The sequence below is a fragment of the Caproiciproducens galactitolivorans genome, from assembly GCF_026672255.1.
Taxonomy (GTDB): Bacteria; Bacillota; Clostridia; order Oscillospirales; family Acutalibacteraceae; genus Caproiciproducens; species Caproiciproducens galactitolivorans_A.
The window spans coordinates 158,834-176,573 of sequence record NZ_JAPOHA010000003.1; the positions used below are offsets into that span (position 1 = coordinate 158,834).

Sequence of the window (17,740 nt, forward strand, 5' to 3'; positions counted from 1 at the left end):
CATATTTCTCCTGTTACTTTTCATCTTTGCCATATACTTCATTGATTCTGTCTTCATCCACCCCGAAGAAATAGGTGAGCAGGAATCCACCGGCATACGCTCCGATCATGGCAACGGCATAAAGCAGCTGCTGCCCCGGTACCACGATCAAAAGGCCGAAAAGTCCGGACACGCCTTGAGAAACCGTGCCGAGATGGAACAGGGAAGCGAGGATTCCGCCTACTCCTGCGCCAAGGCATGCCGTGACAAACGGTTTGCCGAGAGGCAGGGTAACCGCGTACATGAGCGGTTCGCCTATGCCAAGAATACCAACCGGCAGGGAATCCCTTGTCATTCTTTTCAGTTTCTTGTTTTTTGTCTTCAAGTACAGAGCAAAGCCCGCGCCAACCTGGCCGCCGCCCGCCATCATCAGGATGGGAAGCAGATAGTTTATGCCCTGCGTCGGTCCTGCGGGGTCGTTAAGCATGGCGTGGATTGGGGTTAACGCCTGGTGCAGACCCAGCGTTACCAAAGGCAGGAAGCCCGCGGAAAGAAGATATCCGCCCAAAACGCCCAGAGAACTATAAAGGAAGTTCAGCACCCAATAGATTCCGTTTGTAAGGAACGCACCGATCGGCTGAATGACGATTAAGGCAAACAGGCTGCCGAGGATTACAGTGAGCAAAGGGGTAAAAAACGTATCCAGAATATTCGGCATCCACTTGCGAATCCATCTTTCAAGATACGCGAAGAAAATTCCTGCAATCAGTGCGGCCAGCAAACCGCCGGCGCCCGGGTTAAACACTTTTCCGGTTAACGGAAGCAGTACATCCGCATTGTGGAACTTTGTCAGTAAAGGCATCGTAGCGCTGGCAACAGACATGGAACCCGCAAGCGCCCCTAAAACCGCAGAACCCTTAAACTCTTTCGCGGCATTCATTCCAACCAGCAGCGGCAAATAGAGGAAAAGCGCCCAGCCCATGGTACGGATACATTCATACCACCAGGTACCGCTAAGCGCGCCGCCGGAAGAAACGTTGATAACGTTCGTAATACCGTTGATTAAACCGGCCGCAATGATGCCGGGAAGAAGCGGAATGAAAATATTTGCGATTCGCTTGAGGAATCGCTGAACCGGTCCGTTGTGTTTTTCTTTATTGATTCCCTTGTTTTCCTGTGCGATGGATTTTACATCTGCTTCGGCTTCCCCGGCTCCAAGCGCCAGACCGGTAAGTTCCGAAAACGCCGCGCCTACTTTATTTACCGTTCCGGGCCCGAAAACGATTTGAATCGTACCCGATTCGACCACACCCATAACGCCGTCAATCTTCTTCAGCGCGGCTATATCCGCTTTACTCTGATCGAAAACTCCTACACGAAGTCTTGTCATACAAGCTGCGTTGGCGCTGACATTGGACTTTCCTCCAACGGCCAGCAGAACATCCTGTGCTGTTTTTTGATAATCCATTTACTTTCCCTTCCTCTCAGTGATTCACCGTTCATTCTTCGAAAGTATTCCACTCTTTCTAGTAATAGATTATACATATAATAAAAATTATGTCAATAATATTTTAAAAAAATAGTGGAAATTATAAAATTTTCTTTCATTATACATTTCTAAAAACTTCAGTTTAGAATAGAATATCGCTATATATCTTTGATTATCCATAAAATATTTGCCTATACGCTCAGATAATTTTATCAAAATACCCGACCTCTTTCTAATTCAAATGAATGGAAACAAATCAAATTTATAAATTAAATTTTACTATTTTGTCAAATGTTATTGAATTATTATTTTATTCATATATAATAGTTAATATAAATTAAAGCGTTGGGAGATAAACAGCAATGATTGATTTAGATACACTTGACACCGAAAAAATAAACGCCGACACAAAAGAGATCGATCGGATGAATACAATCGAAATACTCCAAACAATTAACAAAGAAGATAAATCCGTTGCTTACGCGGTTGAGAAAGTCATTCCGTCCGTCGGGGAACTGATTGACGAGGCATTTAAAAGATTACAGAAGGGGGGGCGTGTTATTTACGTCGGCGCAGGCACCTCCGGGCGGCTGGGTGTGCTGGACGCAAGCGAATGCCCGCCGACCTACGGGATTGACCCGGAAATGATTCAGGGATTGATCGCGGGCGGATTCGACGCCCTGATCAAGGCGAAGGAGGGAGCGGAAGACGATGCCGGGCTCGGCAGGGAAGACCTCAAGAACATTCATCTTACGGAGAAAGATACCGTCATCGGCCTGGCCGCGAGCGGCAGGACGCCTTATGTGGTGGGTGCGCTGGATTACGCGAATGAAACCGGGGCTTTTACCGGCGCGATCAGCTGCGTACGCGGCGCTGAAATTTCCCGGCACGCAAAGGTGGGGATTGAGGCCGTCGTCGGGCCGGAAGTGATCACCGGTTCTACCAGAATGAAAGCGGGAACCGCGCAGAAAATGATATTGAATATGATTTCAACTTCGCTTATGATAATGTATGGAAAGGTATATCACAATCTGATGGTGGATGTGCAGGCGACCAATGCGAAGCTGGTGGAACGCGCCAAACGGATTATCGAACTGAGCAGCGGGTGTGATAAGGAAAATGCGGAAAAATATTGGGAAGCAAGCGGTTTGAACGTAAAGATTGCCATCTGCATGGCGATTACCGGGCTTTCGCGCGAAGACTGCGAAGCTCTGCTGAACCGGAACGGCGGAAATATTTCCCGCGCAATTCATTCCTTAAAAGAGCATCAGCCGGATGCCACGTGAGCGATCTGTCCGCCTTCTGAAATGGATGAGGTGAAAAATTATGAGTTGTATTTATAAAATACGCGAAGGTATGCCCAGCTACACCGAGACGGAAAATCGAATTGCCGACTATCTTTTGCAGCATTCCAGCGAGTCGGTGCTGAGCTCCGCCCAGAGTTTGGGGGAGCAGATCGGCGTTTCTCCTTCCGCCGTAATCCGCTTTTCCCATAAGCTCGGCTACCGCGGGTTTACCGCGCTGAAGGTGGACCTTGCAAGGGATAATCCGACGGAAATTAACAATTTCGATGATATGATCGACGAAAACGACTCCATGGAAACGGTCGTGAAAAAGGCGGAAAACCTGAATAAAATGCTTCAGAACCAGGCGTATCGGCTGATCAATGTGGAAGCTTTGGGAAAGGCGGTCGACGTCCTTTTGAACTGCAACAATATTTATCTGTTCGGCGTAAGCGGTTCCGGAATCGTTTGCATGGATTTAATGGAGAAATTAACCCGGATCAACCGTATGGCCGTCTACCATAATGATTTCCATGATCAGCTCGCCGCCGCCGCGCACATGACCGCGCAGGACGCCGCCATTGCCGTCAGCTACGGCGGAAAAACGCACGAAGTAAATACGGCCATGCAGTACGCGAAGGAAATCGGCGCGAAAACCATAGCGATCACACAATTTAAAAAAAGCCAGCTTGCCAAGCTGGCGGATATTTTACTTTACATTCCGACGAACGAAAGGGAACTGCGCCTCGGCGCCATTGCTTCCCGCAACGCATCCCTTATCGTAACCGATCTGCTTTATTTAGGGCTTGCGAAAAACAAGATGGACAGGACGAAGGATTATCTGGTAAAAACAAAGCAGGTTATTCAGCGCTTAAAATAACAAATATCTTTGATTTTGGCATATCGGAAAAGGTTTTTTTTATGTATCCTTTGCCCTGATTGCCGCATTCATTTTTATTACGGGATTCCATGATGAAGGAAGTATCCTATTAAGGCATTCTCAAAAAAACAGCCCTGGCTATACACTAGCCAAGGCTGTAATTTTATTTAGTAAGAAGTTTATTTCTGAGTCAGAAAGGTTACATAAGGGATTAAGTTGATCCGGTTCTGCGTTAGAATCCATACATGGTATATAAAGCCTACAAACAGCACGGCTGCCGTTGCGTAATAGTAAATGTATTTGTGCGTATTGATTTGGGTCTGCGTCTGGCGGCGCTCCTGCAGCGCCTTTTTCTTTTGCTCTTTATTCTTATAGGCTTTCAGGGATTCCGCGCTGTTCCCGTCGGTCTGCACGCTTTCCACGCCGACGCTTGCGAGTAGCTCAGGAACCAGCAGAATCGCGGAGGTGAAGAACATCATGCCGAATCGCTGGAACAGGAAATGCTGGCAGGTCATGATGTAAAGCAGCCCGGAGTAGATGGAAAAGTTGATTAATACCACATTTTTTGGGTCCCGTCTCAGAATGAAGTTTTTCACAATCAGGATCGTAATGGTTGTGATCACGGGAATCGTTGCGGTCTGCCAGTCGCGGCCCAGCATGTAATAAAGGCCTTCCTGTGTGGCGTAATACTGGTAAACATATTTTGTAATGAAATTAAAGAGCGGCCATGACAGAGCCATGATCAGTGCGGTAATCGCGGCGTAGGCGGTCAGGGATTTCCAATTCACTTTTATATGCGCGATAAAGTAAACGGGAATCATAATAATCATCGCTTTATGGAAGCTGGCTGCCAGCAAAACGATCAGAATATAAGGAATCAGCTTCTTTTCCTTCAGGAAATGTACCGCAAACAGGAAAATCGCAATGGCAATGGACTGCCGCAGGAAACTGAGCGAGTTGCCGAAAAAGCCGAAGGAAATGAATACGAACATCCCAATCCACGGAATAGGAGAATATTTGTACAGCAGAACGGCGGTTAAGCCGACGGCAAGAATGGAAACAAACAACATAAAGATATGTACGTCGGCTGTAAATAAAGAAACAAAATAATTTAATAGGCTGTATCCCGGCTCAATGCGGTATCCGTTTGCGCTGCTGATCAGAAACGACCAGCCGCCGTTGCGAACCTGCGTAAAATAATCCGCGTATTGTTTGTAGTCAATGCCCACGGAACCCGCGCGCAGATACGACATCGTAATCATCACCAGGGAAAGAACAGATAAAAAAATAATGTTATTGGTTTTACTCTTTTTAATTTCACAAACGCCGAATCCGAAAAGAACAGTAAATAGCAAAAGTAAATTATAAGCGAACATAATGAACCTGCTTTCTTATTTGGATAGAACCATATATTTTCAATAAATTTTCCAATTAACTTTTTTATTATAGCATTGAACCCCCAAATGCACAAGAATTATTGAAACAGTTCGGTTGAATTATCTTCCGATTGCGCTTGCCATATGAAACAAAATCTTATAGAATATAGTAAAATAATTACATAGATTGAGGAAACTTCAATGATAAAAGAAAATCAAAAAATATTCAATGCGATTCTGGCTGTCATCGATGCCGGGATTTGTTTCTTGTCGATCGTGCTTGCCTTTTTGTTCCATTTTCTTAATTACCACGGTTCTTTTTATATTGGACTGAACTATTATCTGAAATTGATGCTGTATATTATTCCGGCCTATTTTTTAATCTACAATTATTTTAATCTGCATGATTCCTTTCGGCATAAATCTCTAATTTCAGAGATCGGAAAGATCTTTCAATCAAACTTTATCGGCGTCATATTTATCTTTGTTCTGGTGTTTTTCTTAAAAGAAGTCCATGTGTCCAGAATGGTAATCATCCTGTATGGCTTCATCAATATCCTGTTGACTTCATTAAGCCGCGTTGCGCTGCGAAAAATACTGCGGAAAATGAGGGCGAAGGGATACAATTTAAAGCACCTCCTGCTGGTAGGCTGGAATGAAGTATCTGCGGAGTTTTATGATAAAGTGGGTTCCAACCGCAATCTCGGTTATGATTTCGTAGGCTATTTAAGCCACAGCAAGGTGAACACGGCGGGGCGGAAAATTGCTTATGCAGGCGGTTTTGGAACCTTGCCTTCGCTCCTTGAAAAAAAGGGGATTGACGAAGTCATTATTTCGCTTGATTTTAATGAATTTTCCGAATTGGGGAATATCATTGAAGTTTGCGAAAAAGCGGGAGTAAAATCAAACCTGCTCCCGTTCTATACAAAATATCTTCCTACAAAGCCGTATATCGATGAAGTGGAAGGCATGCCGCTTATTAATATCCGTAAAATTCCGCTCGACAATATGCTGAACAGCTTCTGCAAGCGGCTTTTAGACATAACGGCTTCCTTGTTCGCCCTTATTTTGTTTTCGCCGATCCTGCTGATTACCGCCATCGGGGTAAAACTTACCTCCCCGGGACCGGTTATTTACAAACAGGAGCGTATCGGACGGAATAAACATCCCTTTAAAATGTACAAATTCCGTTCCATGAAAATGGAGGATGGGCATTCGGATATGACGACGTGGGGCACGAAAGATGATGATCGCCGGACGAAATTCGGTTCCTTCATCCGGAAATGCAGCATTGATGAACTGCCCCAGCTCATCAATGTGCTGAAAGGGGACATGAGCTTAGTCGGCCCGCGCCCGGAACGTCCTTTCTTTGTGGACAAATTCCGGGACGAAATTCCTCTGTATATGTTGAAGCATCTGGTGCGGCCCGGAATTACCGGCTGGGCGCAGGTGAACGGCTGGCGGGGCGACACATCCATCGAGGAACGCATCAAATGTGATATCTACTATATTGAAAACTGGACTTTCCTTTTAGATATTAAAATTCTGTTCCTCACGGTTTTTAAAGGCTTTGTGAATCATAGCGAGGAAATATAGCGGGGTTTAAATTAAATAAAGTTTTTTTGAACCCCGCCGTGTTTATCTAAAGAGCTCCGAATAACCTCTATAAGTTCATTCAAGAAAAAGGGGAAACGGCATCAACTGCCGTTTCCTTTTCTGCTTTTACGAGAATTAAATTTTCGAGTATGTTAATCATTTAGTAAGTATAAGCCTAAAAATAAAATTGGATAAATTTAGAACATTTATACTTGACAAAATTTATCCAGAATGCTATATTAAGAATTACAAAAAGGAAAATTCGGTGAAGGAGGGAGCAAACCTGCTGATTACAAGAGAGACGGATTACGCGCTGCGCATCCTGCGCGCGCTTTCAAACGGGGAACAGGCGACGGCTAAAGATATCTGCCGGCGGGAATTGCTTCCGCAGCAGTTTGCTTATAAAATTCTGAAAAAGCTTTCCCGCGCGGGAATCGTTCGGATTACCCGGGGGGCGGAGGGTGGCTGTCGGCTGGCGGCGGATCTTCGGAAGGTGAGTCTTTATGATCTAACGCAAATCATGGAAGACGATAATTATATCAGTGCGTGCATGCAGCCCGGATATCAGTGCGAATGGCGGCAGAAAAACAGCCCGGAATGCAGGGTGAACAAGCAGCTTTTGCAGATTCAGCGGGTATTGGATGAAGAGTTTCGCGCGCACAGCCTGTACCAGATGGTCTTTGACAGCGAATAGTGAAAAATTTTGTCTTCTCTTTGTCCTATATTTTTTAAAATTAAAGTGGATAAAAATTATCAAGTATATTGGAGCATAATCGAAATTCCGTTTGCTCTATATTTCATTCAAATAGAATAATTTGCGTCAAGGGAGGAAATTGTATGCTTTATAAAGCGACAGAGAAACAGGAAGCTTTCCGCACAAAAATCCGGGAATTCGCGCAGACAGAGGTGAAGCCCCTCGCATTCCAGATGGATAAGGAAAACGCTTTTCCAACGGATGTGGTCGAAAAAATGGGGCAGATGGGGCTCCTGGGAATTCCGTATCCAAAGCAATACGGCGGTATGGGCTTGGATATCGGCAGCTACGCGATCGCCGTGGAGGAGCTGTCCCGTGTGGACGGAGGCACCGGCGTTATTCTCTCCGCCCACGTATCCCTGGGTTCCTGGCCGATTTTTGCCTACGGTACGGAGGAACAGAAGCAGAAATATCTGGTTCCGCTCGCCAAAGGGGAAAAGCTGGGCGCTTTCGGTCTGACTGAACCGAATGCGGGAAGCGACGCGGGCGGTACGGAGACGACCGCCGTTCTGGAAGGGGATTATTACGTCTTAAATGGCGGCAAGATTTTTATTACGAATGCGCCGGTCGCCGATACCTATGTTGTTTTTGCCGTTACGACGCCGGATATCGGAACACACGGCATCAGCGCCTTTATTGTTGAAAAGGGCTGGGAAGGCTTTACATTTGGCGATCACTACGATAAAATGGGCATACGGTCTTCATCCACTGCGGAATTGATTTTTAACAACGTGAAAGTTCCCAAAGAAAATCTGCTGGGTGAAGAAGGACAGGGCTTCCGGATTGCCATGTCCACGCTGGACGGCGGACGCATCGGCATCGCGTCGCAGGCGCTCGGAATTGCACAGGGTGCTTTTGAAAGCGCACTGGAGTATTCGAAGGAACGTATTCAGTTTGGGAAACCCATCTGCCAGCAGCAGATTATTTCTTTTAAGCTGGCCGATATGGCAACGAAGCTGCGCGCGGCGCGGTTCCTTGTTTACAGCGCGGCGGAGTTAAAAGAAAATCATGAGCCTTACGGCATGGAGTCCGCCATGGCGAAGCAGTACGCGTCCGACTGCTGTCTGGAAATTGTAAACGACGCGCTCCAGATTTTCGGCGGCAGCGGCTACCTGAAAGGCATGGAAGTGGAACGTGCCTACCGTGACGCGAAAATTTGCAGCATTTACGAAGGGACAAACGAGATTCAGCGGGTCGTCATTGCGTCCCATATCATTGGGAAAATGCCGAAGAGCGATGTTCCGCGGGTAAAGGCGGAACCGGTAACGGGTGTGCGAAAGAAGATCATTTATAAGGATGGAACCGCGGCGGAGCGGGTGGACGCTTTGGTAGAGGCCTTGAAAGCGGACGGCTATGACTTCACCGTAGGAATCGATATCGATACACCGATTGTCAAAGCGGATCGGGTCGTCAGCGCCGGAAAGGGAATCGGAAAGATTGAAAATATGGAACTGATCCGGAAGCTTGCCGTTCAGGCGGGCGCGGCGGTCGGTTCGTCCCGCCCGGTGGCGGAAACCCTCCGGTATCTGCCCCTGAACCGCTATGTGGGAATGTCCGGCCAGAAATTCAGCGGGAATTTATACATAGCATGCGGTATTTCCGGAGCCGGCCAGCACCTGAAAGGCATTAAGGAAGCGGCCACCATCGTCGCCGTTAACAACAACCCCAACGCGCCGATCTTCAAGAACTGCGATTACGGGATTGTGGGCGATGTACTGGAGGTTCTGCCGCTTCTTACCGCGGCGCTGGACAACGGCGAGTCGAAGAAGCCCGCGCCTCTGATGAAGAAGATGAGACGGTCGGCCCCGAAATGGGAAAACCCCGCGTGGAAGCGCTATATCTGCAACGGCTGCGGTTACGAATACAATCCCGCCGTGGGCGACCCGGAAAACGATGTCCAACCCGGCACCCTTTTTGAAGCCCTCCCGGAGGAATGGATCTGCCCGGAGTGCGGAGAAGAGAAAGGCCAGTTTATAAAAGCCTGATAAAACGGATATGATTTGTAAAGGGGGATTTGTCTATGCATAGTGTCAGAAAAATAACGGAAGATCTGTATTGGGTAGGCGCGAACGACCGTCGTCTTGCTCTCTTCGAAAATATTCACCCGATTCCTCGCGGTGTGTCCTATAACTCATACCTTCTTCTGGATAAAAAAACCGTATTGTTCGATGCGGTGGACTGGGCGGTATGCCGCCAGTTCTTGGAGAATATCGAGTTCCTTTTAAATGGAAGGGAACTGGATTATATAGTCGTCAACCATATGGAGCCGGACCACGGCGCGTCCCTGGAGGAAATTCTGCTCCGCTACCCGAACGCAAAAATCATCAGCAGCGAGAAAGCGTTCCTGTTTATGCGTCAGTTCGGTTTTTCGATCGACGGGCGCATAGAGCAGGTGAAGGAGGGGGATACTTTCTCCTTCGGCAAACACGAGGTTACCTTTATCGCGGCGCCCATGGTGCACTGGCCGGAGGTGCTGGTGACGTTTGACAAGACCAACGGCGTGCTGTTTTCGGCGGATGCCTTCGGTTCCTTCGGCGCTCTGGACGGCAAGCTTTTTGACGACGAGGTGAACTTCGACCGTGACTGGATTGACGACGCGCGCCGGTATTACACCAACATTGTTGGGAAATACGGGCCGCAGGTACAGGCTTTGCTGAAAAAGGCGGCGGGCATTCCGATCAAGATCATCTGCCCGCTGCACGGGCCGGTCTGGCGCACCAATTTAGGGTATTTCCTTGATAAATACGATAAATGGAGCCGTTACGAACCCGAGGAAAAAGGCGTATTGATTGTTTACGCTTCCATGTACGGGAATACCGAAAGCGCCGCGAACGCCCTTGCCGCCGCGCTGGTGGAAAAGGGTGTAAAAAATGTTTCGGTGTACGATGTATCCAATACCCACGTGTCCTATCTGATTTCCGAAACCTTCCGTTACAGCCACGTGGTTCTGGCTTCGGTCACTTATAATCTCGGAATTTATCCCCCCATGCATAATTACCTGATGGATATGAAGGCACTGAACCTTCAGAACCGTACCTTTGCAATTGTGGAAAATGGTTCCTGGGCCTGCAAGTCCGGTACCCTGATGCGGGACTTTTTGGAGAACCAAATGAAGAAGATGACGGTTCTCGATGAAAAAGTCACGCTGAATTCCTCTCTGAAGGAAGAAAATCTTCCGGACGTCGAAGCTCTTGCGGACAGCCTGATCGAGTCCATGAAAGAAAAAAAGTAAACCTTCCCTGTGTGTCGAATTCATAAAAGTCGTGTCCGGTCTGTATGCAGGCCGAATGCGGCTTTTTTTGCCGTTGCCAAAATGTTTATTTATACAAGAGAGGGTTTTCGATGCAGTTTATCTATAGGGAATATAGCGTAATATAAAAAAGGCGGCTGCCCGAGAGGGATGGCCGTCTTTTCTCCTTCCGGTATTACGATCTTTATAGTCTGCCAATTCAACAAACAGAAAGGGCTTGAGTCTGTGTAAGCAGGCGTCAAGCTCTCCTTTTATTTAAACTCAAGTGTAAAAACAGAAAAATCAGTCCTTTAAAATCCGAAAAGCTTCGAATCTCTGCGTAATTTTCTTAAAATGATTTAGTTTTCCTATTTTTTATTTTTGCTTAGAAAATATAAAGATATGAAAATAAGTACCGATAAAGAAATATGTAATTTTATTAAAAGGAAAGATGATGCAAAATGAATGTCAGGCTGGAGTTCAAAAATACATCGTATTTGGATGTTCAAAACGTCAGTGTGATTCTTTTGATTCAAGGCTCGGAGCAGATTAAACCCATGCAAAAATCGGAGGATGGCTGGTACACGCAATTGCTGTTGGAACCGGGCGACAGTATGTATAAGTTTCTGATCAATAATGAAATCAGACTCAATGATCCTTCGGCAAATGTATATATGCCGGATGATTCGGAGGAGTTATGGTCTGTAATCGTTATAGATGATCTGGGCTTTCGTCTTTACAACAATGAACAATATGAAGTGAACGTTGAAGACTATTCCGTAACGAACATCGTTACGGAAATTCCCGATGTAGTAAATAGAAAATCTTTCAACCTGACAATGGATAAATCCGTTGTAACAAGGTTTGAGTTCAACCATATTACCGGAATCCATGCAATAACCGCCGTTTGGTTCAATCCCCGCGGAGAAGTCCATGAATCAACGGAAAATCTGTTATATGCCGATGAAAAGGACCCGGAATCATCCGTTTTTATGTGGTTTTGGATGCAGCTTAATGAGGCGGATAGAGAGTACCCGGAAGGCATTTGGACAATGAAATTGTTTGTTGACGGAAGTTATGTTTTAGAAGATCAATATACGATTGTGAAAAGATTCGCCTACACTTCCGCAGGACGATTCTAAATAAAATTTCAGGAGGATAAATTATGTCAAGAGTATCCAGAAGCCATGTGTCAGCGCCAAGTCATCATGTAAGCCCAGCCAGCCGAAAAACCGCGTCGCGGCCGGCCAGCCATACGAGTGCGAGCAGCGCAAGGCCTGCAGCAAGGCCAAGCAGCCATGCGAGTTCATCCGGTTCCCGAGCCGTAACAAGAAGCAATCATACGAGCAGGTCAAGTTCAGCATCGAATTCTTCAAGGGCAGCGTCGTCGGCCAGGCGTTCTACATCGTCAACGACAGCCGGAAGACAGACTACGTCGGTTACCACAAGCCGGAAAGTGCAGAGCAGCGTAAGCCAGGCCCGCGCTGTACAAAAAGCATCAACAAGCGCCGCGCAACAGAAAAATATTTCGACAGCGGCAAAGTCAACGGAACACAAGGTTACCCAAACCCCGGCAAAAAGAGCCAGTGCCGTAAAACATGTAACAACGACCTCGGCTCACAGTCCGGCCAAAGCTGCCGTGGCTTCACATAAGGCGGCTTCTTCTCCCGTCCATAAGGGAACGACAGCGAAGGTTACAAGTAACCCGAGGGTACAGGGTAGTGTGAAGCATTCGTCCGCAGCGGCAGAGAGCGCAGCGAAAATATCGCCGGCGGCTTCCGGGAAAGTGACGCAGACAAAGAAAGGAACAGCGGTAAAACATGCAACAGCGGTTCAGGCACACAATTCGGCTAAAGCTGCCGTGGCATCTTCAAAAAAGGTGACTTCTTCGACTGCCCAAAGGGGAACGGCAGCAAAGGTTACAACCAGCCAGAAGGTGCAGAGCAATGTTAAGAATTCAATACATAAGATGGAACCACATGACCTTGATACGGAGGGTGAACCGAATTCTGTTGGAAGGCAGTATGATAATGATGGAAACTTGTGCCGTGAACGTTTATATGGACCTAATGGAAAGGCTGTTAAGGATAAAGACTACAAGCACGGAGGAAAACATGAATTTCCGCATGAACACGATTGGGATTGGTCAAAAGAAAAAAATCAAAGGGGAAAAGAACATCCCCTAACAGGCGATGGAATCAGTAAGATCATTGGAGCCGGATTGATTATTGGTGCTGGTATTGCAATGGCTGTTGTTGCAGCAGATGACATTACTGGAATAGGTTTAGCGGATGATGCAGCCGAAATTCCGCTTTCTGCAGCATTAACAAAAGGAGTTTCTATGTTGTTCGGTTAAATATTAGTAATACGAAATGACTATTTATAAAAAATAAAAATTAGGAAGGTGTAAATTATGCAAGATTGCCCAGAAGTTCATGACTGTGAAATATATTCTTATGAAGTAAATATTGAAAGTCAAACTCTGTGTCTGCATACAAACAGCGGTTTTGATGAAGAAAAAAAGATAGATATCTTATTCACAAATGTGTTAGCCCATTATTTTGAGGATGTATTTACTCAAAATGTTATTTCAGATATTTATGAACCAGGGATAAAAAAATATATGGAAGAGTATAGTAACATGACCCGAAAGAAAAAACATTATTGGCCAATACCACATGAAAGTGAAAATGATTTATATAATATATTAATAAATAATTCATATAAGGTATTTTATATTGACTCTTCTTTAGGGCTTCATGGTTATGTTATTGCAAAAGAAATTCAAATAAAAGAGAGTATGTAATGATTTATGGAAGAAAACAGCTGCAGGCAAACCAAAATGTTTTTTGAGGTTATATTGCTGATTCGGAATTGGAGGTAAAACAACTTTTAAATCAGGGTGATATTTAATGAATCTTTATTTTTTAGAGCGTATGCTTAACGATGACTTTATGTCTGAAGATAATTCCAAACAAACACATTCCGCAATTATCCTTACTATGACTGAAGAAGGGAGTGATGGAAAAGAAGAGATTTTTGATGAATTTATTACAAGATATATACGATTTTTTACAAAAAAATTCATTTTAATGGGTGCCCAATATAGTGTACATGCCGATGGATCAGATGTAAGAAAAATTCAATCCTTTGCGGATGCAATCTATGGGGGTAAAGACTATTTATACTATTACCAAACTCAGAATACAGATTTATTAAAGTATTTTTTTACTGAAGCCTGCAGTAAAGTGTTTAATGAAACAGAGATGCTCATTTATGAAAAAGGAAACAAAATCGATCAGGCGTTTCTGGATACGGATTATGAGGAGAAAAAACGGAACCCACGCCTGTTGGCACAGGCGTTATTAACCGGGGACGGTGAAGACTTGGCCATCCTTTTCCGCAACAAAGTCGTTGAAATAAAAGAAACAGTTTTGGCGGCTGTCCGTAATATTGCGGCGCAAATGGATTTAACAATCGAGAAGCTGGATTAAAGTGTGCCCGGAAAGGCAGTACCTTTCCGGCATCTTCAAGGAGAAGAAAATGCTTACTTTCAATTTAAGCCAAGATGAGCTGCTTTATTTATCATGGTTCTTGAAGTCAAGTTTTGTGACTCGTTACGCAGTGGCGGAGCGTACTGATGATGAATGTAATCAAATATTAAAAAACAAAAATGACCAGTTAAGAAAATCTTTAATTCAAAAAGGGTTTGTAAAAGATGGGACCTCGCCTGAGTTGTCTTCTGATATGAGCCAGATTCAGCATATTTGTCTGAACCCGGATTATATTTTACGTTTCTTTGAAAATGAAGACAGTGATGTGTCTCTGGAGGAAATTTTAATTCATAAAGAGGGCTGTCTGTCTTTTAAGACAATTGAAAACAATTGCATTCTGGAATTCTATGAACCCTTAGAAAAGGGGAATTTCATTTCTTTAAAGTGCGGTGTAGAATTAGGTTATGATCCCCCGAAACAGAGCAAATGCGATTTTAAAATAAAATATAAGCATTACGACAAATTACTTAGAGAATATTGGATTGATAAAAATGAGCAGGAATTTATAAAAACCGCCAAATATGCATTTTTAAATGTAGAATCTGTAAAAGAGCTTGTAGAAACAAGTTGGAAAAATAAAAACTATACTTTGTTTTCCGTGGATGTTGTAAAAAAAGGAGATAGAAATACTGTAAAAATATTTCATAAAAATTCACGGCATTTAATGCTGATTTTGAGAGACGAATATTTGAAAATTCGTGTGGTTAATCAGGATTTTTCCTATATGTTTAAAGCGGCGTTAACTTTGTATTAGGAGGATAGAAATTGCAATGAAAGAATATTTACCATTAGGCAGTGTTGTGTACCTGCATGAAGGCGATAAAAAAATAATGATTTACGGAAGAAAGCAAAAGGCGGTGGCCAGCGGGAAAGAATATGATTATATAGCCTGTTTGTTCCCCGAGGGGAATATAGATGAAAATTATTGTTACTTATTTAATCACGAAGATATCCGAGAAGTTTTATTTCGAGGCTATGTGGATTTCGACGAACAGGAATTTGTTCAGGATTGCTTGCAGGATGATTAACTGCTTTCAGGAGGAAAAATAATCGGCCAACATCACATGAAAGTGAAAATAATTTATAGAATAAATAATTGTGTAGAGCGTTTATATTGATTTTTTATTAGGACTTTATAGTTATGTATAGTAAAAGCAATTCAAATCAAAGAGATCATTTAAAGAAATAAAACGGCAGAGCGCGCATGCTCTGCCGTTATCTGATACCCGTAATTAAATTTCGATGCCGCGCGCTTTGCGGACGCTGTCCGCCGTCTGGCGGGCAATGGTGGTTATCTTTGTTTTTTCGTAGCCGCGAATGTAAGAATACAAATCGTCCTGTATCGGGTCGAGCCATTTCTTATCAATGCAGTCAAGACCTCTGGAAATACCGAAGAGCGTCAGAATCTGCGCCGCATTGCAGTCAACATCCTGGCCCATCATGCTGATCATGTTCAGGCAGGTGTCGAAGTCGTCGTTGCAGAAATACAGGGCGATGACTTCCGCCGCCGCATTGGGATATGCGTGAACCCAGTTGTATTCCGCGTATTTCTCCTCGCAGACCTTCCATGCGGACATGTAATCCTTCGACTGCTCACACAGCACCCATGCGGAATGAACGACCGCATAGTACTCGCTGTCCCTCGGAATCATGTCGATCGCTTTGCGTACAATTTCCTTCATGCTGGTTTCGCAGAAGGCCATGGAACACATGACGGCATTGAAGATTTCGCCCAGCACGCCGTTGTTATGATGGGACACGACGCCGTCGCGGAAGGCCAGCTCCGCCGCGCGGTACGGGTCCGCCGGCGCGCACATGCCGCAGATTGCGCCGCGCATCTGTGCACCGATCCACTCGCGGAACGGGTTGGAGCGGTATCCGCTCTCCGGCGGATAAACGCCGAGCATAATGTTTTTCAGCGCGATGTCTTCCGCCGACCATCCGGACGGGATCAAAGCCGCCCATTCCTCTGCGATATCGGCAGAGGAGACCTGATAGCCTTTTTTCGAAAAGGCATCCAAAAACGCTACCTCATAGGTGATGTCGTCATTGTAGGTGCTTGGCTTGCGTACATAGTCGTGGATTTCGCCGAACGCTTTTTGAATGTGCTCCGAATCATAACCTTCAATCGCGGTGCCGACCGCGGCGCCGACGATCTGTGCAATCCAGCCCGCGTAGATACTCTGATCGAATTTGTCCGATTTCACGTCACACGGCTGATAATAGTAAAAGTTCACAGCGGATGCATACTGATCAAAATTGTCGTAAATCCGGTATTTCCAGAAGGGATGGCCGCTGATCGGCTTTGCCTCGTTCAAAAGGCGGAATACGCGTGAAGTGAGGCGGTACAGCGTTGCTTTGTCTTCTTTTTCCTTTGCTTCCAAAGCCTGCGGGATTAATTTCTCCGCTTCCGTTACATCATAACCCATGTTATACATGGACTGGATGCCGGAAAGGAGCACGATTTCCGGCGCATAGGAACCGGGAACATGGCTTCCCCAAAGGAGCTTGATCCCCTGCCAGTTTCCCGCGTCAACGTCGAACGCTTGTTCCCAGGTCTGTTCTTCTTCCTTTAAAACAACCGGGACAGCGTTGGAAATTAATTCATGATTATATTCATAAGCACGTTTCATTCTTTATCCTCCCTAATCCGTAAATTTTATTCTTTCCTGTAATGCTTCATCATTTGAATCAACATTTTTAAATAAAGGTCCTTGTTTACTTCTATGCCGACGGAACAGTTGAGCGGCTTATCCTTGCAGACATGGCCAAAATCCACAACGGTACGGCCCAGGTTCAGGCTGCTGGCGGTTTCCACGGCAACGTAATAGTCTTTGCATTCCATAACGGCCGGGTCGATTGCGTAAGCTGCTGCAAGCGCGTCGCTGAGGATGATATACTCTTTTCCAAAGCCTTTGTAAGCTTTTCGCTCGAAGTCCCATAAGAACGAGCAGTCCCCGGTATAGGGCGTATCGATTGCCTTGAGCTGATCAATGTCTTCGGGGGTCAGCTTGGATTTCACCGCTGCGTTCCAGCCGACCATAACAAGCGGCATTCCCGAGCGGAATACGATTTTCGCGGCCAGCGGGTCGGCTACCGCGTTGAATTCACCGTAGGGAGAAGTATTCCCAATATCGCTGGAACCTCCCATAAGAACGACCCTGTGAATCAGCTTGTGGAGATTGGGGTATTTCAAAAGCGCAATCGCGATATTGGTGAGCGGCCCGATGGCGATAATTTCGAGCCTTCCTTTTTCTTCGACCGCCTTTTTATAGATGATATCCCATGCGTAGTCAGGAGAAAGGGATTTCTTCTCCGCCTTTAAAACAAGGTTTCCGAGCCCGTTTTCGCCGTGAATATACCCGGCGGTGCGCGGCGGAATATTGAGTGGCTGTTCCGCTCCTTTTGCAACTTCACAGTCCATATGAAAATAGGACGCAATGTCAAGGGCGTTTTTTGTAACAAGTTCCCACTTCTGATTGCCGGCGACGCTGGTAATCGCTTTGATATCCAGTTTGCCGGAACTGTTTGCAAGCATCAGTGCGAAAAAGTCGTCTATACCCGGGTCTGTATCAATAATAACCGGAATCCGTTCCACGT

At 45.5% G+C, this 17,740-nt stretch carries 17 protein-coding genes; 12 read left to right on the top strand and 5 right to left on the bottom strand.

All coding sequences use genetic code 11. The features are described 5' to 3' along the window. Positions 1 to 13: 13 nt before the first annotated feature. Entirely contained in the window at positions 14 to 1,447 is a 1,434-nt protein-coding gene (locus OUY18_RS03950) for a PTS transporter subunit EIIC (protein WP_268057415.1), read from the bottom strand. Positions 1,448 to 1,830: 383 nt separating this feature from the next. On the opposite strand from OUY18_RS03950, the gene murQ reads away from it, so the two are divergent. Together murQ and OUY18_RS03960 are read left to right on the top strand one after the other, a co-directional pair. Then, the gene (gene murQ / locus OUY18_RS03955; RefSeq protein ID WP_268057416.1) at positions 1,831 to 2,754 is read left to right on the top strand and encodes an N-acetylmuramic acid 6-phosphate etherase; all 924 of its coding nucleotides are present in this window, start codon (positions 1,831 to 1,833) and stop codon (positions 2,752 to 2,754) included. 40 nt (positions 2,755 to 2,794) lie between these two features. Continuing rightward, positions 2,795 to 3,631 (top strand): MurR/RpiR family transcriptional regulator, encoded by an 837-nt coding sequence (locus tag OUY18_RS03960; RefSeq protein ID WP_268057417.1) that lies wholly within the window; start codon positions 2,795 to 2,797, stop codon positions 3,629 to 3,631. A gap of 179 nt (positions 3,632 to 3,810) precedes the next feature. On the opposite strand, the gene OUY18_RS03965 is transcribed toward OUY18_RS03960, so the two are convergent. Further along, positions 3,811 to 5,007, bottom strand: a complete 1,197-nt coding sequence (locus OUY18_RS03965) for an EpsG family protein (protein WP_268057418.1) — start codon at positions 5,005 to 5,007, stop codon at positions 3,811 to 3,813. Positions 5,008 to 5,208: 201 nt separating this feature from the next. On the opposite strand from OUY18_RS03965, the gene OUY18_RS03970 reads away from it, so the two are divergent. The 5 genes from OUY18_RS03970 to OUY18_RS03990 all read left to right on the top strand — a co-directional run bounded on the left by OUY18_RS03970 (position 5,209) and on the right by OUY18_RS03990 (position 11,728). Then, entirely contained in the window at positions 5,209 to 6,603 is a 1,395-nt protein-coding gene (locus OUY18_RS03970) for an undecaprenyl-phosphate glucose phosphotransferase (protein ID WP_268057419.1), read from the top strand. Between the two features lie 265 nt (positions 6,604 to 6,868). Continuing rightward, entirely contained in the window at positions 6,869 to 7,297 is a 429-nt protein-coding gene (locus tag OUY18_RS03975; RefSeq protein ID WP_268057420.1) for an RrF2 family transcriptional regulator, read from the top strand. A gap of 143 nt (positions 7,298 to 7,440) precedes the next feature. Beyond that, the gene (locus OUY18_RS03980; RefSeq protein ID WP_268057421.1) at positions 7,441 to 9,342 is read left to right on the top strand and encodes an acyl-CoA dehydrogenase family protein; all 1,902 of its coding nucleotides are present in this window, start codon (positions 7,441 to 7,443) and stop codon (positions 9,340 to 9,342) included. A 35-nt stretch (positions 9,343 to 9,377) separates the two neighbouring features. Beyond that, entirely contained in the window at positions 9,378 to 10,589 is a 1,212-nt protein-coding gene (locus OUY18_RS03985; protein WP_268057423.1) for an FprA family A-type flavoprotein, read from the top strand. A gap of 458 nt (positions 10,590 to 11,047) precedes the next feature. Further along, entirely contained in the window at positions 11,048 to 11,728 is a 681-nt protein-coding gene (locus tag OUY18_RS03990; RefSeq protein ID WP_268057424.1) for a hypothetical protein, read from the top strand. Between the two features lie 196 nt (positions 11,729 to 11,924). Here OUY18_RS03990 and OUY18_RS03995 read toward each other — a convergent pair whose 3' ends face one another. Then, positions 11,925 to 12,143: a hypothetical protein gene (locus OUY18_RS03995; protein ID WP_268057425.1), complete on the bottom strand. Its 219-nt coding sequence runs from the start codon at positions 12,141 to 12,143 to the stop codon at positions 11,925 to 11,927. Between the two features lie 229 nt (positions 12,144 to 12,372). Between OUY18_RS03995 and OUY18_RS04000 the strand changes: the two genes are divergently transcribed. The 5 genes from OUY18_RS04000 (at position 12,373) to OUY18_RS04020 (ending at position 15,168) form a co-directional block, all read left to right on the top strand. Then, positions 12,373 to 12,942, top strand: coding sequence for a hypothetical protein (locus OUY18_RS04000; RefSeq protein ID WP_268057426.1), 570 nt, complete (start codon positions 12,373 to 12,375; stop codon positions 12,940 to 12,942). A gap of 57 nt (positions 12,943 to 12,999) precedes the next feature. Next, complete coding sequence (locus OUY18_RS04005) at positions 13,000 to 13,392, top strand: hypothetical protein (protein WP_268057427.1); 393 nt, start codon at positions 13,000 to 13,002, stop codon at positions 13,390 to 13,392. Positions 13,393 to 13,498: 106 nt separating this feature from the next. Then, positions 13,499 to 14,080: a hypothetical protein gene (locus tag OUY18_RS04010; protein ID WP_268057428.1), complete on the top strand. Its 582-nt coding sequence runs from the start codon at positions 13,499 to 13,501 to the stop codon at positions 14,078 to 14,080. Between the two features lie 49 nt (positions 14,081 to 14,129). Further along, positions 14,130 to 14,894, top strand: coding sequence for a hypothetical protein (locus tag OUY18_RS04015; RefSeq protein WP_268057429.1), 765 nt, complete (start codon positions 14,130 to 14,132; stop codon positions 14,892 to 14,894). 16 nt (positions 14,895 to 14,910) lie between these two features. After that, complete coding sequence (locus OUY18_RS04020) at positions 14,911 to 15,168, top strand: DUF4176 domain-containing protein (RefSeq protein WP_268057430.1); 258 nt, start codon at positions 14,911 to 14,913, stop codon at positions 15,166 to 15,168. Between the two features lie 204 nt (positions 15,169 to 15,372). On the opposite strand, the gene OUY18_RS04025 is transcribed toward OUY18_RS04020, so the two are convergent. Together OUY18_RS04025 and OUY18_RS04030 are read right to left on the bottom strand one after the other, a co-directional pair. Further along, complete coding sequence (locus OUY18_RS04025) at positions 15,373 to 16,773, bottom strand: ADP-ribosylglycohydrolase family protein (RefSeq protein ID WP_268057432.1); 1,401 nt, start codon at positions 16,771 to 16,773, stop codon at positions 15,373 to 15,375. 26 nt (positions 16,774 to 16,799) lie between these two features. Then, positions 16,800 to 17,738 carry a nucleoside hydrolase gene (locus OUY18_RS04030; protein ID WP_268057433.1) on the bottom strand — a complete coding sequence of 313 codons (939 nt, stop codon included), beginning with the start codon at positions 17,736 to 17,738 and terminating at the stop codon, positions 16,800 to 16,802. Positions 17,739 to 17,740 lie beyond the last annotated feature (2 nt).

Bases quoted from the DNA above. Each gene is read 5' to 3' on its own strand.
- OUY18_RS03950 (WP_268057415.1), bottom strand. From the start codon at position 1,447: ATGGATTATCAAAAAACAGCACAGGATGTTCTGCTGGCCGTTGGAGGA.
- murQ (WP_268057416.1), top strand. From the start codon at position 1,831: ATGATTGATTTAGATACACTTGACACCGAAAAAATAAACGCCGACACA.
- OUY18_RS03960 (WP_268057417.1), top strand. From the start codon at position 2,795: ATGAGTTGTATTTATAAAATACGCGAAGGTATGCCCAGCTACACCGAG.
- OUY18_RS03965 (WP_268057418.1), bottom strand. From the start codon at position 5,007: ATGTTCGCTTATAATTTACTTTTGCTATTTACTGTTCTTTTCGGATTC.
- OUY18_RS03970 (WP_268057419.1), top strand. From the start codon at position 5,209: ATGATAAAAGAAAATCAAAAAATATTCAATGCGATTCTGGCTGTCATC.
- OUY18_RS03980 (WP_268057421.1), top strand. From the start codon at position 7,441: ATGCTTTATAAAGCGACAGAGAAACAGGAAGCTTTCCGCACAAAAATC.
- OUY18_RS03985 (WP_268057423.1), top strand. From the start codon at position 9,378: ATGCATAGTGTCAGAAAAATAACGGAAGATCTGTATTGGGTAGGCGCG.
- OUY18_RS03990 (WP_268057424.1), top strand. From the start codon at position 11,048: ATGAATGTCAGGCTGGAGTTCAAAAATACATCGTATTTGGATGTTCAA.
- OUY18_RS04005 (WP_268057427.1), top strand. From the start codon at position 13,000: ATGCAAGATTGCCCAGAAGTTCATGACTGTGAAATATATTCTTATGAA.
- OUY18_RS04010 (WP_268057428.1), top strand. From the start codon at position 13,499: ATGAATCTTTATTTTTTAGAGCGTATGCTTAACGATGACTTTATGTCT.
- OUY18_RS04015 (WP_268057429.1), top strand. From the start codon at position 14,130: ATGCTTACTTTCAATTTAAGCCAAGATGAGCTGCTTTATTTATCATGG.
- OUY18_RS04020 (WP_268057430.1), top strand. From the start codon at position 14,911: ATGAAAGAATATTTACCATTAGGCAGTGTTGTGTACCTGCATGAAGGC.
- OUY18_RS04025 (WP_268057432.1), bottom strand. From the start codon at position 16,773: ATGAAACGTGCTTATGAATATAATCATGAATTAATTTCCAACGCTGTC.